The organism is Mesorhizobium sp. WSM4808 (assembly GCF_055811675.1).
On sequence record NZ_JBVVQX010000005.1, the window covers coordinates 349,827 to 366,892 of the forward strand.

Here is a 17,066-nt window from a genome sequence, read left to right on the forward strand (position 1 = left end):
CATGCTGAAACTGCATGAAAAATCCGGGGATGACACCGTAGCAACGATGGCCGATATCGGCCGTCGTGCCCGCGCTGCCGCCCGACCGCTGGCCATTGCCACGACCGCCGCCAAGAACGCCGCACTCCTCGCCATGGCAGAGGCGATCGTCGCTCGTGAGCAGGACATTCTCGACGCCAACGCCATCGATGTCTCGAACGGCCAGGAATCCGGGCTTTCCGCCTCCTTCATGGATCGGCTGAAGCTCGATCCGGCGCGTATTCGCGCCATGGCCGACGGCATCCGGGAAATCGCCGCGCTGCGCGATCCGGTCGGCGATGTGATGGCGCAATGGGACAGGCCGAACGACCTGCATATCGAGCGTGTGCGCACGCCGCTCGGCGTCGTCGGCGTCATCTATGAGAGCCGCCCGAACGTCACCGCCGATGCCGGCGCGCTGTGCCTGAAAGCCGGCAATCCGGTGATCCTGCGCGGCGGCTCGGATTCGCTCAATTCGTCGGCCGCCATCCATGCCTGCCTGGTCGAAGGGCTGAAGGAAGCCGGCCTGCCGGACGACGCCATCCAACTGGTGCCGACCACCGATCGCGCCGCCGTCGGCGAGATGCTGAAGGGCCTCGGCGGTACGCTGGATGTCATCATTCCGCGTGGTGGCAAAAGCCTCGTTGGGCGGGTGCAGAGCGAGGCGCGGGTGCCGGTTTTCGCGCATCTCGAAGGCATCTGCCATCTCTACATCGACCGCTCGGCCGATCTCGACATGGCGGTGCGGATAGCCGTCAACGCCAAGATGCGGCGCACCGGCGTCTGCGGTGCCGCCGAGACGCTGCTGGTCGACCAGGCGGTCGCCTCCACCCATCTGGTGCCGATCCTCGACGCACTGCGCGCCGCCGGTTGCGAAATCCATGCCGATGCCGACGTGCTGAAAGTGTTTTTCGATGCCAAGCCGGCGATCGATGCCGACTGGGTGACCGAATATCTCGACGCCATCATCGCGGTGAAGCTGGTCGACGGCGTTGCCGGTGCCATCGAGCATATCGAGACGTTTTCCTCGCATCACACCGAGGCGATCGTCGCCGAGGACGCGCAAGCCGTCGAAAGATTCTTCAACGAGATCGATTCGGCGATCCTGCTGCACAACGCATCGACGCAGTTCGCCGATGGCGGTGAGTTCGGCATGGGCGCTGAGATCGGCATAGCCACCGGCAAGATGCATGCGCGCGGACCCGTCGGCGTCGAGCAACTGACCTCGTTCAAATACCGCGTGCGCGGGTCGGGACAGGTGAGGCCTTGAATCTTTTCGTTGTCAGAGCCTGAGGCAATGCTGGCATCTTCCGAACCGGCGGTACCCTCCCGTTACCTGAAGATGCCGCATGCCGAGAAAGGCCTCGCCGTCGGCCTGTTCGGCGGCTCGTTCAATCCGCCGCATGCCGGCCATGCGCTGGTCGCCGAGATCGCGCTCAGACGCCTGGCGCTCGACCAATTGTGGTGGATGGTCACGCCGGGCAATCCGCTGAAGAACACCAGGGAACTGGCGCCGCTCGGCGAACGGCTGCAGCTGTCGGAGCAGATCGCCAAGAACCCGAAGATCAAGGTCACCGCCTTCGAAACCGCCCATCACGTCCGCTACACCGCCGACACGCTGGCGCTGGTCAAGGCGCGCAATCCCGGCGTCGACTACGTCTGGATCATGGGGGCGGATAGTTTGCGCGATTTCCACCGCTGGCAGCGCTGGCGCGAGATCGTCATGACCTTCCCGATCGCCGTCATCGACCGTCCGGGCGCGACGCTGTCGTTCCTGTCCTCCGTCGTCGCCAAGACCTTCGACTATGCCCGCATCGACGAGGGCGATGCACCGCGGCTTGCCCGCATGAAAGCACCGGCCTGGACCTTCATCCACGGCCCGCGCTCGTCGCTGTCATCAAGTGCGATCCGCAAGCTGGCGAAGGGGTGAGCCCGACCGCCCGCCCATGTCGCTTTTATCGCTCCCTTTGCCCGTTTCATGGGCAATCCTGAGCAGGCATGTCGATTCCCAGGAAAACCCGTAGCGAAGCCGAGCAGGGCGCCGAGCCCACACCGCTGATCGCGATTGCCAGCGTCATCGTGTCGATGGCACTGATAGCCGTCGGCAACGGGCTGATGTTTGCCTATATCCCGGTTCGGCTCGGCGCCGAGGGTTTCGATCCGACTTGGGCCGGGCTGATCATCACCGGACTTTCGGCCGGCGGGCTGGCGGGCTGCATCCTGACCGGACCGCTGGTGCGAAGGGTCGGCCATGCCCGTGCCTTCATGGTGTTGTCGGCACTGATCGCACTGGCCAACGCCGCTGTCGGCGCCGGGGTCCATCCGCTGCTGTGGATTGCCGCCCGCGCGCTCTACGGCTTTGCCATCTGCGGCCTGTTCATCGTCGCGCAGAGCTGGCTCAACGACGCCGTTGCCAACGCCATCCGTGGCCGGGTCATGGCTTTCTTCTACGTTGCCTATGTCGCCGGGCTCGGCGTCGGCTACGCGACGCTGGCGCTGGTCGATATCAGGACAGCGGATGCGCCGCTGATCGGCATCGCCTTCACGGCGCTATCGATCCTTCCCGTCGGGATGACCCGACTTGCCCAGCCGCCGGCACCGCAGGCGGCCTCGGTGGCGCTGCGCCGTGCCTGGCGGGTTTCACCGGTCGGCGTCGCCGGGATGCTTGCGGTTGGCGGCCTGTCGATGTCGATTGCGGGCTTCGCGCCGATCCACGCCACGGCCAAGGGCTACAGCCAGGCCGATGTGGCGCTGCTGCTTTCGGCGATGCCTCTCGGCACTCTGATCCTGCAGATCCCGCTTGGCTGGATTTCCGACCGAACCGACCGCCGCTATGTGCTGATCGCCGCATCCGCGCTCGCCATGGTTGCCGGCCTGTTTGCGCTCGGGTTCGATGGCGGCGCGTTGGCCGCGTTGGTTGTGATCTACATCGTGTGGGACGGCGCCTCGGAATCGATCTATTCGCTGGCCAGCGCACATGCCGCCGACCGCGCCGGCAAGGATGACATGGTGGCGCTGTCCAGTTCGCTTTTGTTTGCCTGGTCGTTGTCGGGTTTCGTCGTGCCCGGCATCGTGACGGCGCTTTCGGCCGTCTTCGGCACGCAGGCTTTCATCTATGTGGCTGTTCTCATCGCCGCAGCCTTCTGCCTGTTCGTGCTTCTGCGCGTGTTCACGACGGGTGCGGTCCCGGTCGGTGAAACCGGCAGTTTCGCACCGATGACGGCGCAGGCGCCTTTGCCGGTCGAACTTGCCTTCTCACCGGACGATGAGGGCCGGCACTGAGCCAACCGACTATTGCCGGCGGGCTTCGGGTTGGGGCGCTTCCGGCGGCGGCAGCGGGATCGATATGCCTTCGCTATCGAATTCCTGTTTGGCGCGCTTGGTGAGATCAGTCTGGGTGGCGAAGAAGTCCGCCGACGATGTCCAATAGCGCAAGGCAATCGAAACAGTGCTGTCACCCAATGTCGAGACGAAAGCGATCGGCGCCGGCTCACGTTTCACTCGCCGTTCGGCCGCGGCAGTGGCAAGCAAGGTTTTCTGCGCCCTGTCGATGTCGTTCCAGGAGCCGATGGAGAGTGTGATGTCGCTGCGGCGTACGCCGTTGCGCGAGAAGTTGCGCACCGGCTGGTTCCACAACGTCGAGTTGGGCGCCAGGATGTAGACGCCGTCGGCGGTCCTGAGCTTGGTCGCGAACAGACCGATTTCCTCGATCGTGCCGGCGATCGAACCAACCTCGACGGATTCGCCGATGCGGAACGGCCGCAGCGCCAGAAGCATGATGCCGGCGGCGATGTTCTGCAGCGTGCCCTGCAACGCCAGACCGATGGCGAGGCCAATGGCACCGATCGCGGCAATGATCGAGGCCGTCTGCACGCCGAACTGGCCGAGCACCATGATGGTGACGAGGATCAGGATGGCGTAGCGGACGATCTTGGAGAAGAAATGCCGCAACGTCGCATCGAAACCATGGATATGGCCGAGACCGGCGAAGATCGAACGTTCGGCAAGACCGGCGACGATGTAGCCGACAATCAAGAGGATGACGGCACCGATGGCCGAGAAGGAGTACGAAACAGTCAGCGTGCTCAGTTGGGCGAGGCCAGCCTGGACGCTGAGAAAGGCGTTTTGCGGGTCGATCGGCATGGGGGGAATCCGGTTGGTCGGTGAGCCGATAACCCATGCGGGCGGTGAGGGTTCCGATCTTTTCCGGCGTGCAGCGGAACCACAAGAGCGACAATACGTTCGTCCGAGGCAGGGTCCCGTCTTGAAACTGTCAGGGAACTCTGCCTATCTAAGGGGTGTCACCTGCTTCAAGGGGTGATTTGGTTGTTCTTGCTGCGAAAGGAAATACACTGAGAACAGCACTGCGGAAGAAGGCCGATATCATGCCTTCGCCGGCCAGGATCAGCGTAGACGACGCCGTGTCCCGCGCCATCAAGACAGTCCTTGCCAGTCTGGAAGACTCCAAGGCCGAAAACATTGTCTCCATCGACATCCAGGGGAAATCGAGCCTCGGCGACTACATGGTCGTCGCTTCGGGCCGATCGCACCGTCATGTCGCGGCTGTCGCCGATCATCTTCTCAAAGCGATCAAGGATGCCGGTCTCGGCACCGCGCGCGTTGAGGGGCTGTCCGGCGCCGACTGGGTCCTGATCGATTCTGGCGACATCATCGTCCATGTCTTCCGCCCCGAAGTCCGCGAATTCTACAATCTCGAAAAGATGTGGCAGGCGCCGGACCTCGAGGAAGAAACGCTCCACTAAGTCGTTCGCGCGGCTTACAAGGCGAGGATGAAGATATCAGTTCATGCCGTGGGCCGGATGAAAGCCGGCCCCGAAAAGCTGCTTGCCGACCGCTATTTCGAGCGCTTCGCCAAGAGCGGCCCGGCCGTGGGGCTTGAATTTGGCGGCATTGCCGAGATTGCCGAGGGGCGCAGCCAGACCGCCAACGAGCGCCGGCGTGAGGAAGGCCAGAAACTGCAGACGCAGTTGCAGCCCGGCACCGCTTTGATCCTGCTGGACGAACGCGGCAAAAGCTTTTCCTCGGAAGATTTCGCCGGGCGCCTCGGCCTGTTGCGTGACGGTGGCCGCAAGGCGCTGGTCATCGCCATCGGCGGCGCCGACGGTCACGATCAGTCGCTGCGCGACCAGGCCGAACTGGTGATGTCGTTCGGATTGTTGACATGGCCGCATCAGCTGGTGCGCGTGATGCTGGGAGAGCAGCTTTATCGGGCGGCCACCATCCTTTCGGGACATCCCTATCATCGCTCGTGAACCGGTGAATTGGTGCAGTACACCCGGATTTCCGCCCCAATGCCGAGGCAAGATTGCATCGAGTGGGCGGTTTCGAACATGGTTGATTGTTCGTTAACGAAGCCACGCATAGAGTCGGGCTTCAATGTCTGAAGACAGAAAATCAAGAACGGGCTCCTGGCGCGCGCGCTGCGGCATCGCGGTGGCGGTGCTTGTGCTGTCGCTGCATGCGGGGCGGGCGGAAAACACGCTCGACATGGCTCCCGATCCGGATCAGAGCCGGGCCGAATATGAACGGGTCTCGAAGGAGATCACGCTGTCGTCGGAACGATTGGCCAAACTCTCCGCCGATATCGCGACGATCAAGAAGGATCACGCCTCGATCACCGCCGCATTGATCCAGTCGGCGATGACCGAGCAGAAGCTCGGCCAGGACATCGAGGACATCGGCGCCCGGCTGGAAGGACTGAAGGGCCAGGAACAGAAGATCCGCGCCTCGCTGATCGCGCGGCGCGACGTTCTGGCCGAAGTGCTGGGCGCGCTGCAGCGCATGGGCCTCAACCCGCCGCCGGCGATCCTAGTCAAGCCCGAGGACGCGCTGTCGTCGGTGCGCAGCGCCATCCTGCTCGGCGCGGTGGTGCCGGAACTGCGCCAGCAGACCGATAGCCTGCTTGCCGATCTCAAGGAACAGACCAGGATCACGGCGTCGATCGAGGCCGAACGGGCGCGGCTGACGGCGGCGGTCGGCGACCAGACGGCGGAAAAGAAGCGGCTCGGCATGCTGCTGGAGGCCAAGCAGAAGCTCGAAGCCGACACGCAGACGCAAATGGCCGCCGAAAAGCAGCGATCCGAAGCGCTGGCGGCCAAGGCCGGCAGCCTGAAGGAGTTGATCGCGTCGCTCGAAGCGCAGGCCGAAAAGAGCCGCAAGGCTGCCGATGCTGCCAAGGCCGCCGAGCAGAAGACGGCAAGCGGCGACAACACATCGGCGCCGGCGGAACTGGCGTCGCTGCCCGTTCCGGAAAGCAACCAACTTGCCGCCGCGGTGCCCTTTTCGGCCCTTCAGGGACAGATCGCGCTGCCGGTGACCGGGCGTATCAAGCGGCGATTCGGCGCCGATGACGGTAACGGCGCGGTGATGCTTGGCGACATGGTTGCGACACAATCGGGAGCCATCGTTACCGCGCCGGCGGATGGAAATGTGCTTTATGCGGGGCCGTTTCGCTCTTATGGTCAACTCTTGATCCTGAACGCAGGCGACGGCTATCATGTCGTTTTGGCGGGGATGAGCAGAATCAGCGTCGCGACCGGTCAATCAGTGCTTGCAGGAGAGCCGATCGGTGCGATGGGAGAGGCCCGGGTGGCGAGCACCTCGGTTTCGAAGAATGGAAATGCCACGCCGGAACTCTATGTCGAGTTCCGCAAGGATGGAAAACCCGTCGATCCGGCCCCATGGTGGGCGGACCGTTTTTCTGGAAGGACGTGAATAATGCGGAAACTGTCGCTTCTGTTTGCCGGTGCGCTGATGGGCGCGTCCGCCATGAGCCTGGTCTATGGCGCGCCCGGCTCGGCGGCGAACGCTGCAGGGTCGGAGACCTACAAGCAACTGGCGATCTTCGGCGATATCTTCGAGCGGGTGCGGGCACAGTATGTGACACCGCCCGACGACAAGTCGCTGGTCGAGAATGCCATCAACGGCATGCTGGCCTCGCTTGACCCGCACTCCTCCTACATGAATGCCGAGCAGGCGCAGGATATGCGCGTCCAGACCAAGGGCGAGTTCGGCGGCCTGGGCATCGAGGTCACCATGGAGAACGATCTGGTCAAGGTGATCACGCCGATCGACGACACGCCGGCCGCCAAGGCAGGCGTGCTGGCCGGCGACTACATCGCCAAGATCGACGGCGAAGAGGTTCGCGGCCTGACCCTCAACGATGCGGTCGACAAGATGCGCGGCCTGGTCAACACGCCGATCAAGCTGACCATCCTGCGCCAGGGCGCCGACAAGCCGATCGAACTGACGGTCGTGCGCGACATCATCAAGGTCAAGGCGGTCAAGTTCCGGGTCGAGAACGACATCGGCTACATGAAGATCACCTCCTTCACCGAAAAGACCTATGACGACCTCGAGAACGCCATCGACACCATCAAGAAGCAGATTCCCGACGACAAGCTGAAGGGCTACGTTCTGGATCTCCGCCTCAATCCAGGTGGCCTGCTCGACCAGGCGGTGAGCGTGTCCGATGCCTTCCTCAACCGCGGCGAGATCGTCTCGACACGCGGCCGCGACCCCAAAGACGTCACCCGCTTCGACGCCAAGCCCAAGCAGGTCGACGACATCAACGGCAAGCCGATGATCGTCCTGGTCAATGGCGGTTCGGCCAGTGCGTCGGAAATCGTCGCCGGCGCGCTGCAGGACCTGCGCCGTGTCACGGTGGTCGGCACGCAGTCCTTCGGCAAGGGTTCGGTGCAGACCATCATTCCGCTCGGCGAGAATGGTGCGCTCAGGCTGACGACGGCGCTCTATTACACGCCGTCCGGCAAGTCGATCCAGGGCAAGGGCATCACGCCCGACATCAAGGTCGAACAGCCGCTGCCGCCGGAACTGCAGGGCAGGGATCTGACACGTGGCGAATCCGATCTCAAGGGCCACATCAAGGGCGCCGACGAGAGCACGACGGGTTCGGGCTCGGCCGCCTATGTGCCGCCGGATCCGAAAGACGATCTGCAGCTCATCTATGCCGAGCAGCTGCTGCGTGGCCAGAAGACCAATCCGTCCTTCCCGCCCAATCCGCAAAAGGCGGTTCTCAACCAGTAAGGATCTGGAGCGGCGCACGCGCCGCCCCATCTTTCTGTTTGAGCCAGATGGAAGCAATGCGATGCTGCCGGGACCGAGAGGTTCCGGCAGTTTGATTCGGGGGGCGAGGCAAAGCTCCCGAGACATGGCGCGGGGTGCGCCGGGACTGATGAATTCGCGCATGTCTTTTCGAAGCGGCTTCGTCTTCGGAGCCATGTGCCCGGGGATTAGGCTTGGCTGATATCGGCAAGGACATCGAACGCCCGCTCGGACAGGCAGTCCGGTCGCCGCGCGCCGCCGGCAAGATCAGCGGCAGTGCGATCATGGCGACAGTGGCCGTGCTGGCGGTGGCCGGCGTCTCCGGCGCGATCGCGCTCAGGGAAAAGCCGTTTAGAAAGCCGCAAGAGGTTGCCGTTTCAACGCCGAAAGTGACCGCGGCGGCCGAGCCTGCCCCTGCGCCGCCCGCATCGACCCCGAAGCCGGAGGCGCCGGTCAAATCAGGCGGGCCGCAGATCATCCATGTGCAGACGGAGGAGGGCGATGGGCCGCCCAAGGCAGCGATCGTCATTCGCGATCCGTCGACTATCGGCCAGAACCTGAAGGTCGCGCATATTCCAGACAGGGCGCTGATCGAGGCCAGCGAGACCGGGCCGTTGCCGGTGCGCGCCACGGATGGCAGGCGGCCGTTCGACGTCTATGCGCGGCCCTGGTCGGGCGGGCGCGGCGCACGGGTGGCGATCGTCATCGGCGGGCTTTCGGTTTCGCAGACCGGCACCCAGGCGGCCATCGCCAAGCTGCCGGCGGAGGTGACGCTGGCTTTCGCGCCGCAAGGCAACAGCATCGGCCGGTGGATGCAGGCAGCCAGGCAGAGTGGCCACGAGATCGTCATGCAGGTGCCGCTCGAACCGTTCGATTATCCGAAGGTAAATCCGGGCCGCAACACGCTGACGGTGGCGGCGAGCGCGGATGAGAACCTGAAGAGCCTGCACTGGGCGCTGTCGCGGACGACCAATTATACCGGCGTCATGAACTATATGGGCGCCCGCTTTTCCGCCGATGCCGCGGCGATGGAGCCGTTCATCGCCGAGCTCGGCAAACGCGGCCTCGCCTATATCGATGACGGCTCGTCGGCGCGCAGCCTGGCGCCGGACCTGGCGCTGAAGGATGGCGTGCCCTTCGTCGCCGGCGACATGGCGATCGATGCCGTGCAGGATCGCGGCGAAATCCTGAAGAAGCTAGACAGCCTGGAGGCGACCGCGCGGGCCAAAGGCACTGCCGTCGGCATCGGTTCGGCCTTCGACTTGACGGTCGATACCGTGTCGTCCTGGGTGGTCGAGGCCAAGAAGCGCGGCATAGAGATCGTGCCGATTTCAGCGGTGGCTATAGATCCGCAAAAAGGCTAGCCATCGTAAGACGGCTGGAAAGACTGACTGATGCCAAAGACCAACAAGATCGACCGCGAAACGCTGCCTTACCGTCCATGTGTCGGGCTGATGATCCTCAATGCCGAGGGCCTTGTCTGGGTCGGCCACCGGATTGCCGAACCGGACAGCGAATTTGCCGGCACGACGCAGCTCTGGCAGATGCCGCAGGGCGGCATCGACGAGGGCGAGGAGCCATTGCAGGCGGCCGAGCGCGAGCTCTATGAGGAGACCGGCATGCGAGGCGTCTCGCTGCTGGCCGAGGCGCCGGACTGGATCAACTATGATTTGCCGGACCATCTCGTCGGCATCGCCTTCAAGGGCCGGTATCGCGGCCAGACGCAGAAATGGTTCGCCTTTCGCTTCCACGGCGATGTCAGCGAGATCCAGATCAACCCGCCGCCGGGTGGCCACACCGCAGAGTTCGACAAATGGGCATGGCGGCCTATGCGGGACCTTCCCGACCTGATCGTGCCGTTCAAGCGCCATGTCTATGAGGACGTGGTGGCGGCGTTCCGGCATCTGGTGCAATAGCGCTATACAACAACCGCGGTTGCCGCGCCGGCCCGGCGGTCCTATTGATGTCTCCACTACCACGCGAAGGGTCGCCATGAACGACGCCCCCCAAAAGTCGCCCCCAGAAGAGGTCACCGCCACAAGCGAAGTGGCGGCTGGGGCCATCCTCACCATCGATCTCGGTGCAATCCGTGAAAACTACCGGCGGCTGAAGGCGCGGTTGGGCGATGTTGCCTGCGCTGGGGTGCTCAAGGCGGACGGCTACGGCGTGGGCGCCGGCCAGGTCGCGGCGGCGCTGCTGCGCGACGGCTGCGATATCTTCTTCGTTGCGCTTCTGGGCGAAGGCGTCGCCCTGCGCCACTCGCTTGGGCCGGGCCCTGCCATTTTCGTGTTGAACGGCATTCCGCCCGGTGCCGAGCCGGACGCCGTGGCAGCAAACCTTTGCGCTGTTATCAACAGCCCCGAGCAACTGGCGGCTTGGCGTGTGACGGCTCGCCGCGCCGGCCGAAAACTGCAGGCCGCGATCCAGGTCGACAGCGGCATGTCGCGGCTCGGCATGGCGCCTCGGGATGTGGATCGCATCGCCGCCGACCCGCAGGCCTTCGACGGCATCGACATCCGTTACGTGATGAGCCATCTGGCCTGCGCCGACGAGCCGGAGCATCCGGCCAATGAGAAGCAGCGGCTGGCGTTCGAGCGGCTGCGCAAGATGCTGCCGGAGGCGCCGGCATCGCTGACCAATTCCTCCGGCATCTTTCTTGGGGAGCGCTTTCACTACGATCTCGCCCGCCCCGGTGCCGCGCTCTACGGCATCAATCCGACGCCGGCAAAGTCCAATCCGATGCTGCCGGTGGTGCGGCTGCAGGCAAAGGTGGCACAGACGCGCAGCGTCGAAAAAGGCGCCGGCGTCGGCTATGGCCACACCTATCATGCGCAAGGCCCGCTCAGGCTGGCGACGATTTCGTTCGGCTACGCGGATGGCTGGCAACGCCGCGCCGCGTCCGCCGCCTGGTTCGAGGGCGTGCGGCTGCCTTTCCTCGGGCGGGTGTCGATGGATTCGATCATTCTCGACATTTCCGCCCTGCCGGTCGGCAGGCTGCGCGAGGGTGATCTCGTCGAACTGCTCGGTCCCTCGCAAAGCGTCGATGACGCCGCCGGCCATGCCGGCACCATCGGCTACGAGATCCTGACCAGCCTCGGCCCGCGCTTCCATCGGCGCTATGTCGGCGGTTGAGCGGTTTGGCCGCGCTTGACAAGCGGACGCCTGTCGGCAAGGCTCCGGGCATGAGCAACCTCGCTTATATCAGAACCTTGTTCCGGGTCTGCCCGATCGCGGGATCGTAGCCCCGGCGCGGCCGCCTTTTGGCGTCCGTCCGAACCGGGGCATTTCTACCTGACATCATCATTCCCGAGCCAGACAGCTTCGCGGCTGCCGGCTTTCATCAAGCCACCGTTTGTGCGGCGGCAGGCGCGCGTCTGTTGGATGCGCCAAGTCATGAGGTTTGCCATGCAACATGCAACAGGATTGCGTCCACCGAGCCGGCTTCTGGTCAGCGATGCCGACCACCACCGGCTGACGGGCCTGGCGCGGGCGTTGCTCGACCGCGTGCCCGAGACGGCCGAAGAACTGCTTTCGGAGATGGACCGTGCCTTCGTGACGGCAGCGGCTTCCATGCCGGCCAACGTGGTGCGGATGGGTTCGACGGTGACAATCCGCAACGATGGCGGCCACACCCAGCGCATCACGCTGGTCTATCCCGGCGAAGCAGACATCAGTGAAAACAGGATCTCGGTGCTGACGCCGATGGGGACGGCGCTTATCGGCGCGTCGATCGGGCAGACAGTGTGCTGGAGCAGCCGTGGCGGCCGGGAACTGTCGGCGACCATCGAAGCGGTCGATGCGCCGGCCTGCGGGCGGGAAGGGTCCTGAGCATGGAGACGGCGATGACAGGCGCGAATTTCCGGCTGACGACGAAGGACTTCGCCGTCCTCGAGATCATGCTGGAGCGTTGGCGGGCTTTCGCGGATCCGATTGTTCCAATGCTTGAAGAGAAGCTTTCCAAAGCCGAGGTCGTCGCGATCGATTCGGTCGGATCCGATATCGTGACGCTGAACAGCAGGCTGGTGTTTCGTGTCGATGCCGGCCCTGCCGAGACCCGAACTCTGGTGCAGAATGAGGTGCGCGGTCCGGTCGGCTCCAGCCTGTCGATCATGACAAGGCGGGGGCTTTGCATGCTCGGCATGGCCGAGGGTCAGACTGCATGGATCGAACAGGCCGACGGCAGGCGGGAGTCGGTCCTGATCGCGACCGTGCTCTACCAGCCGGAGGCCGCGCGGCGTGCCGTCAGGGAGAAATCCCGAGACGAGGCGCGACGGCCGCATGGGCTCACCCTCGTCTACAGCGCCGCAGCCGATTGGCGGCCCCTTGGCGAAAGGGCCGGAATGCGGCAGACAGGGGATGACGACCCCGGTCCCACGGCGGCGTGAACAGGCAACACTGCACGATCCCGAAAGTCGGCATCGATTTTCGCTGGGGATCGTGCGCAAATCGGAAATACGGCCGCGTCCAGGCGTCCTCAAGGGCGTGCGGCGCGGCAAGGAGTGAACGATGAAGATCATGGTGCTGGGCGGCGGCGTCATCGGAGTGACCACGGCGTACTTTCTTGCCGAGGCCGGTCACGAGGTGACGGTTCTCGATCGCCAGAAAGGCCCGGCGCTGGAAACCAGCTTCGCCAATGCCGGCGAGATATCACCCGGCTACGCCTCGCCCTGGGCCGGCCCCGGCATTCCGCTGAAGGCGATCAAATGGCTGCTGATGAAGCATGGCCCGCTGGTGGTGCGGCCGGCCTTCGATCCGCATATGTGGACATGGCTGATCAAGATGCTGCGCAACTGCACGGCCGAGCGCTATGCGATCAACAAGGCGCGCATGGTTCCGCTCGCCGAATACAGCCGCGACACGCTGAAGGCGCTGCGCGAAGCGACCGGCATCGCCTATGACGAGCGCACCCAGGGCACGCTGCAATTGTTCCGTACGCAAAAGCAGCTCGACGGCACATCAGGCGATGTCGAGGTGCTGAAGAAGTATGGCGTGCCTTACGAGATCCTCGACCAGGACGGTTGCATCGCGGCTGAGCCTGGCCTTGCCGGGGTGCGCGAAAAGTTCGTCGGTGGCCTCAGGCTGCCGCACGACGAGACCGGCGACTGCAAGATGTTCACCGACAGGCTGGCCGAACTCTGTGTGGCCCGCGGCGTCAAGTTCGAATACGACGTGACGATCTGGCGCGTCATCCGCAGCCGCAACCGCATTGCCAATCTCAGCACCAGCAAGGGCTGGAAGACCGCCGATGCCTATGTGATGGCGCTGGGCAGTTATTCGGCAGGTTTCATGCGCCGGGTGAAGCGGCCGATCCCGGTCTATCCGGTCAAGGGCTATTCGATCACCGTGCCGATCAAGGACGCCGCGGCGGCGCCGGTGTCGACGGTGATGGACGAGACCTACAAGGTGGCGATCACCCGGCTCGGCGACCGCATCCGGGTTGGCGGTACGGCCGAGATTTCCGGCTTCGACCTCAGGCTGCACGAATCGCGGCGGCGCACGCTGGAACACTCGGTTGGCGATCTCTTTCCGGGCGCCGGCGCCATGCGGGATGCGACGTTCTGGTGTGGGCTGCGGCCGATGACGCCGGATGGTCCGCCGCTGATCGGCCGCACCGAGCTCTCCAACCTCTATCTCAACACCGGCCACGGCACGCTCGGCTGGACCATGGCTTGCGGCTCGGGCAAGGTTCTGGCCGACATTATCTCCAGCCGGGTGCCTGACATCGACGTCCGCGACCTCGCGCAGGAGCGTTATTTTCGGTAAGTCATGTGTTGGTCAGAATGGCGAGAGCGCGCTATCCTCCACTTATGAGGCGCTTCTAGCCATCTCCTACGGCTGAGTAGTCTGGCGCCCGATCCTGAGTGGTGCGATGATACGCGAATGGGTGCAGACTTCACTGAGAGAGAGTTGCGAGCGCGGCTAAACCAACTGGGTGCGCGCGTTGCAGAACTTAGGGCCGCAAGGCTGCCTCATCCTGAGGGAGAGCATATCGCAGGCGGCCCGCTTGGTCCGACAGACCCACTAGAGGCGGAGTTCCTAGAACGGTCAGGAGGATGGTGGGTCTCCAATCGCAACCCGGCGTTCACTTTCGTATCCCTCATGCTCTTTATTCGCTCGCTGCGTCGAACGCGCTAGTTGCCAGCCTGTTAGGACCATATCCCTGTCTCAATTTGGGTTGGTCAAATAATCGCCGTCAGAACGCCTGCCGGACCCAGTCTTCTTCGAACAGCAGCCGATAGGCCCACGGTATCGCTACATTGGTGGCGACCGGATTGGAGTGGGCGACATAGTCGTCATAGATCGGCTTCATCCTGGTGTAGAAGGCCGGATCGAGTACCATCATGCCGTTCTCACTGTCGTGGAAGAAGCTGCGGTTGTTGAGATTGACCGACGAGATGGCGACCAACCTTTCGTCGATCATCATGATCTTGGAATGCAGCACCACGTCAGGCGCCTTGAATTCGCGGATGTTGATGCGGTCGCCATATTTCTCGACGAACAGCTTGTTGAGCGCGGTGAGAAACTTGCCGCCGATATCGCCCTTGAGATCGATGCGGCCGACAATGTCGATCCTGACGCCGCGGGCGAGCGCCCGGTCAACAGCCTGGGCAAGCTTGGGCGTCAGGTTGAGGTAGGGATTGACGATCTGGATATGGTGCTGGGCAGCGTCGACCAGTTCGACGAAATAGTCCTCCAGCGCATGGCCGTCCTCGTAGGGCACCGAAATGAAGTGTCGTGCCGTGCCTGACGGGCGGGCGCCGTCGGACCGGACCGGAATGGAGAAGGGGCGCGCCAGATTGGTGTCGGCGTCGCGCAGCCACACTGTCGAAAGATGCGCGGCAAGGGTCTCGACCGTGGCCGGATCGGCGAACTCGATGTCGAAGTCGCTCCAGTTCGAATAGTAGTTCAGCGAGAGCCCGTCGGTCTTGCCGTATTGCTCAAGATCGGGATAGCGCGACAGATCGATCGGCTGGTGGAACAGGAAGCCGTCATGGATGTTGCGGCCGCCGATGATGGCGCGCGACCGCCGTGGATCGTCGGCAAGCGTCGCCAGCATCTTGACGTGATGGACCTTGTGCAATTGTGAAATCTGCTCGTCGATCGGCGCGCCCCGGTCCGCCCGCCAGCGATATTCCTGCAGCTCGACATTGGGGAATTCGGCCGCCAGCCGATGCAGCATGGCGTCGTCCTTGTCGCGCTCCAGCACGTCGGTGACCAGGATGCGCACCTTGGTGCCGAGGGCCGCATGATGACGGATCAGCCGTTCGATGATGCGGCCGGAAAAGTCGGCTTTGAACTCCAGGGACGACAGATAGATCAGCTTCAGCCTTGGCGCCTTGGAGAAGTCGAGCGGCAGCTCCGGGTCGCCCTTGTCGATGGCGCTGTCGGACAGCGGCGCCCCCATCAGCGCCTCGACCTTGGCGTTGAAGCCATCGCGCGATTTGCGCAGCAGGCGCGGCTTTCCGATCGGCAAGGCGCAGGTCTGCGACAGCCAGCGGCTGGCATAGAAGGCGCGGCTGAGCGCATCGAGGCCGGTGGGGTTAGGCGTCGTGCAACGCTCGTAGCGACTGTCGAAGGCGGCGAGAGCCGGATCGGCGGCCTCTTCGCGCCGAATGGTGAGCGGCGCGCCGGCCGGGGCAAGGCTGGAGCGGATCCTTGCGGTGCAGCGGTTCAGGCCGTCACTCGGAAACAGGCTGACCGTGTCGTCCTCGCCGGACAGGCGAAAACGGAATGCCGTGCCCATGGCGATGGTGCGTGAACCGCCGCCGGCACGGATCGCCAGCGTGCCGTCGCAGATGCCTTCGATGTCGGCCGGTTGCTTGCCGGCCTGGCGCAGCACGACCTCGACGCTGCGCGCCTGCAGGCCGGAGAAATCGAAGATCCTGGGCGCCGAGGGCCGCGCAGCCGCATCGATGTAGAGTGTCTGCCGCGACACCCGCCAGCGTCCGTCGAAATGGCCCTCGCCGCTGCTGGCGCCGGCCGGCGGCAGATGCGTTTCGGCAACCGGTCCGGCCAGTTTTTGCAGTGTCCGGTAGGTCGCCTGGAAATCGCTGTTGGCGATCTCATGGCGGTCATGGCCGAAAGGGCCGGTGCCGTTGGCGCGGTCCATGGCGCCAAGCTGGTGGTGGGCGAGCAGCGCCAGGAAGCGTTTTTCATAGTCGCTCGTGCCGGCGTCACCGAAAAACTGCGCGGCGGCGATCCGCGGCCCAGCTGTCCCGGCCGAGAGCGCGGGTCGCGCGCAAGCGCTCTGGCCTTGCAGGAGATCGCAGGCATTGCGGCCAGCGCCGGCACAGCCGGCAAGGACAGCCAGCCCGAACAAAACGATGGCGATGGATGCGCGACCCTTCACCCGGCGACTCCGGCCTTCAGGGCGCTCAATTGCGCGGGATCGCGCGGCGGCATGAAGCCTTGCGGGAAGACCTTGCAGACGGGAATGGCGAAGGTGGCGATCAACAGTTCGGCCTCGCCGCGCATTTTGCGTGGCGTTGTCTTGTCGTCGCGGATCGCTTTCGCCGAGGCGACCAGGGTGCCGTCGCAGTCGCAATGGTTGTGGCGGGCGATATAGCAGGCATCATGCGTCTGGCAGGCCGCATCGAGGCGGTCGGCCGGCCGGGCCGACAGGTCGCCGGTGCGGGTGCCAGGGCCGCAATAATTGCCCAGGACGAAAGGCGAAGGCCGCGCCATTGCGTAGCGGATCGGCTTGGGCAGCTCGGCCTCCGGGACCTTCGTCCACGGGTTGGCGCAAGCGGAAACGAGAAGCAGCGGCAGGATGGCAAGAACGGCTCGCATGTCTATCCGCGCCAGCTTTCTGAAAGATCTCTCCGCGTGCGGCGTCCGCCCACAGCCGGCGACCGCACGCCTGATGTCACACTGGCCGGTTTTGTGGCAAGGAAAAGGCGGCACGGCTAAAGCGCATCGCGTTTGACCGGATTCATGCGATGCGCTTTGGCGTCTTTGTTTTA

The 17,066-nt window shown here is 64.2% G+C and carries 16 protein-coding genes; 13 read left to right on the forward strand and 3 right to left on the reverse strand.

What is annotated here, in order from left to right; genetic code table 11:
• The first annotated feature begins 1 nt into the window (after position 1).
• The 3 genes from AC0L2U_RS11680 (at position 2) to AC0L2U_RS11690 (ending at position 3,300) form a co-directional block, all read left to right on the forward strand.
• Complete coding sequence (locus AC0L2U_RS11680; protein ID WP_128363439.1) at positions 2 to 1,288, forward strand: glutamate-5-semialdehyde dehydrogenase; 1,287 nt, start codon at positions 2 to 4, stop codon at positions 1,286 to 1,288.
• 72 nt (positions 1,289 to 1,360) lie between these two features.
• Positions 1,361 to 1,948 (forward strand): nicotinate-nucleotide adenylyltransferase, encoded by a 588-nt coding sequence (locus AC0L2U_RS11685; RefSeq protein ID WP_128288084.1) that lies wholly within the window; start codon positions 1,361 to 1,363, stop codon positions 1,946 to 1,948.
• 68 nt (positions 1,949 to 2,016) lie between these two features.
• The gene (locus AC0L2U_RS11690) at positions 2,017 to 3,300 is read left to right on the forward strand and encodes an MFS transporter (protein ID WP_128288069.1); all 1,284 of its coding nucleotides are present in this window, start codon (positions 2,017 to 2,019) and stop codon (positions 3,298 to 3,300) included.
• A 9-nt stretch (positions 3,301 to 3,309) separates the two neighbouring features.
• On the opposite strand, the gene AC0L2U_RS11695 is transcribed toward AC0L2U_RS11690, so the two are convergent.
• The gene (locus tag AC0L2U_RS11695; RefSeq protein WP_473601943.1) at positions 3,310 to 4,161 is read right to left on the reverse strand and encodes a mechanosensitive ion channel family protein; all 852 of its coding nucleotides are present in this window, start codon (positions 4,159 to 4,161) and stop codon (positions 3,310 to 3,312) included.
• 242 nt (positions 4,162 to 4,403) lie between these two features.
• Here AC0L2U_RS11695 and rsfS point away from each other — a divergent pair, with 242 nt between their 5' ends.
• The 10 genes from rsfS (at position 4,404) to AC0L2U_RS11745 (ending at position 13,866) form a co-directional block, all read left to right on the forward strand.
• On the forward strand, positions 4,404 to 4,781 hold the full coding sequence (gene rsfS / locus AC0L2U_RS11700) for a ribosome silencing factor (protein ID WP_013529073.1): 378 nt from the start codon (positions 4,404 to 4,406) through the stop codon (positions 4,779 to 4,781).
• Positions 4,782 to 4,808: 27 nt separating this feature from the next.
• A complete protein-coding gene (gene rlmH, locus AC0L2U_RS11705) occupies positions 4,809 to 5,291 on the forward strand; it encodes a 23S rRNA (pseudouridine(1915)-N(3))-methyltransferase RlmH (RefSeq protein ID WP_127267094.1) in 483 nt (160 codons plus the stop codon).
• 124 nt (positions 5,292 to 5,415) lie between these two features.
• Positions 5,416 to 6,753: a murein hydrolase activator EnvC family protein gene (locus AC0L2U_RS11710; protein ID WP_473601944.1), complete on the forward strand. Its 1,338-nt coding sequence runs from the start codon at positions 5,416 to 5,418 to the stop codon at positions 6,751 to 6,753.
• The gene (locus tag AC0L2U_RS11715; protein WP_292636152.1) at positions 6,754 to 8,085 is read left to right on the forward strand and encodes a S41 family peptidase; all 1,332 of its coding nucleotides are present in this window, start codon (positions 6,754 to 6,756) and stop codon (positions 8,083 to 8,085) included.
• A 212-nt stretch (positions 8,086 to 8,297) separates the two neighbouring features.
• The gene (locus AC0L2U_RS11720; protein ID WP_292681686.1) at positions 8,298 to 9,467 is read left to right on the forward strand and encodes a divergent polysaccharide deacetylase family protein; all 1,170 of its coding nucleotides are present in this window, start codon (positions 8,298 to 8,300) and stop codon (positions 9,465 to 9,467) included.
• A gap of 30 nt (positions 9,468 to 9,497) precedes the next feature.
• On the forward strand, positions 9,498 to 10,019 hold the full coding sequence (locus AC0L2U_RS11725) for an RNA pyrophosphohydrolase (RefSeq protein ID WP_473601945.1): 522 nt from the start codon (positions 9,498 to 9,500) through the stop codon (positions 10,017 to 10,019).
• 76 nt (positions 10,020 to 10,095) lie between these two features.
• Positions 10,096 to 11,235, forward strand: a complete 1,140-nt coding sequence (alr, locus tag AC0L2U_RS11730; protein WP_127267090.1) for an alanine racemase — start codon at positions 10,096 to 10,098, stop codon at positions 11,233 to 11,235.
• A 273-nt stretch (positions 11,236 to 11,508) separates the two neighbouring features.
• A complete protein-coding gene (gene rnk, locus AC0L2U_RS11735; RefSeq protein WP_473601946.1) occupies positions 11,509 to 11,931 on the forward strand; it encodes a nucleoside diphosphate kinase regulator in 423 nt (140 codons plus the stop codon).
• Positions 11,932 to 11,945: 14 nt separating this feature from the next.
• Positions 11,946 to 12,488: a GreA/GreB family elongation factor gene (locus AC0L2U_RS11740; RefSeq protein WP_245469536.1), complete on the forward strand. Its 543-nt coding sequence runs from the start codon at positions 11,946 to 11,948 to the stop codon at positions 12,486 to 12,488.
• A 121-nt stretch (positions 12,489 to 12,609) separates the two neighbouring features.
• Positions 12,610 to 13,866, forward strand: coding sequence for a D-amino acid dehydrogenase (locus tag AC0L2U_RS11745; protein ID WP_127397566.1), 1,257 nt, complete (start codon positions 12,610 to 12,612; stop codon positions 13,864 to 13,866).
• A gap of 430 nt (positions 13,867 to 14,296) precedes the next feature.
• Here the strand turns inward: AC0L2U_RS11745 and AC0L2U_RS11750 are convergent, their stop codons facing one another.
• Positions 14,297 to 16,453 (reverse strand): phospholipase D-like domain-containing protein, encoded by a 2,157-nt coding sequence (locus AC0L2U_RS11750; protein ID WP_292694680.1) that lies wholly within the window; start codon positions 16,451 to 16,453, stop codon positions 14,297 to 14,299.
• A complete protein-coding gene (locus tag AC0L2U_RS11755) occupies positions 16,450 to 16,893 on the reverse strand; it encodes a hypothetical protein (protein WP_292139742.1) in 444 nt (147 codons plus the stop codon). Before AC0L2U_RS11755 ends, AC0L2U_RS11750 begins: the two co-directional genes overlap by 4 nt.
• Positions 16,894 to 17,066 lie beyond the last annotated feature (173 nt).

Excerpts from the sequence above, each read along its gene's own strand:
- rlmH (WP_127267094.1), top strand. The coding sequence starts at position 4,809 with ATGAAGATATCAGTTCATGCCGTGGGCCGGATGAAAGCCGGCCCCGAA.
- AC0L2U_RS11690 (WP_128288069.1), top strand. The coding sequence starts at position 2,017 with ATGTCGATTCCCAGGAAAACCCGTAGCGAAGCCGAGCAGGGCGCCGAG.
- AC0L2U_RS11685 (WP_128288084.1), top strand. The coding sequence starts at position 1,361 with ATGCCGCATGCCGAGAAAGGCCTCGCCGTCGGCCTGTTCGGCGGCTCG.
- alr (WP_127267090.1), top strand. The coding sequence starts at position 10,096 with ATGAACGACGCCCCCCAAAAGTCGCCCCCAGAAGAGGTCACCGCCACA.
- AC0L2U_RS11725 (WP_473601945.1), top strand. The coding sequence starts at position 9,498 with ATGCCAAAGACCAACAAGATCGACCGCGAAACGCTGCCTTACCGTCCA.
- AC0L2U_RS11680 (WP_128363439.1), top strand. The coding sequence starts at position 2 with ATGCTGAAACTGCATGAAAAATCCGGGGATGACACCGTAGCAACGATG.
- AC0L2U_RS11695 (WP_473601943.1), bottom strand. The coding sequence starts at position 4,161 with ATGCCGATCGACCCGCAAAACGCCTTTCTCAGCGTCCAGGCTGGCCTC.
- rnk (WP_473601946.1), top strand. The coding sequence starts at position 11,509 with ATGCAACATGCAACAGGATTGCGTCCACCGAGCCGGCTTCTGGTCAGC.
- AC0L2U_RS11745 (WP_127397566.1), top strand. The coding sequence starts at position 12,610 with ATGAAGATCATGGTGCTGGGCGGCGGCGTCATCGGAGTGACCACGGCG.
- AC0L2U_RS11755 (WP_292139742.1), bottom strand. The coding sequence starts at position 16,893 with ATGCGAGCCGTTCTTGCCATCCTGCCGCTGCTTCTCGTTTCCGCTTGC.
- AC0L2U_RS11710 (WP_473601944.1), top strand. The coding sequence starts at position 5,416 with ATGTCTGAAGACAGAAAATCAAGAACGGGCTCCTGGCGCGCGCGCTGC.
- AC0L2U_RS11740 (WP_245469536.1), top strand. The coding sequence starts at position 11,946 with ATGACAGGCGCGAATTTCCGGCTGACGACGAAGGACTTCGCCGTCCTC.
- rsfS (WP_013529073.1), top strand. The coding sequence starts at position 4,404 with ATGCCTTCGCCGGCCAGGATCAGCGTAGACGACGCCGTGTCCCGCGCC.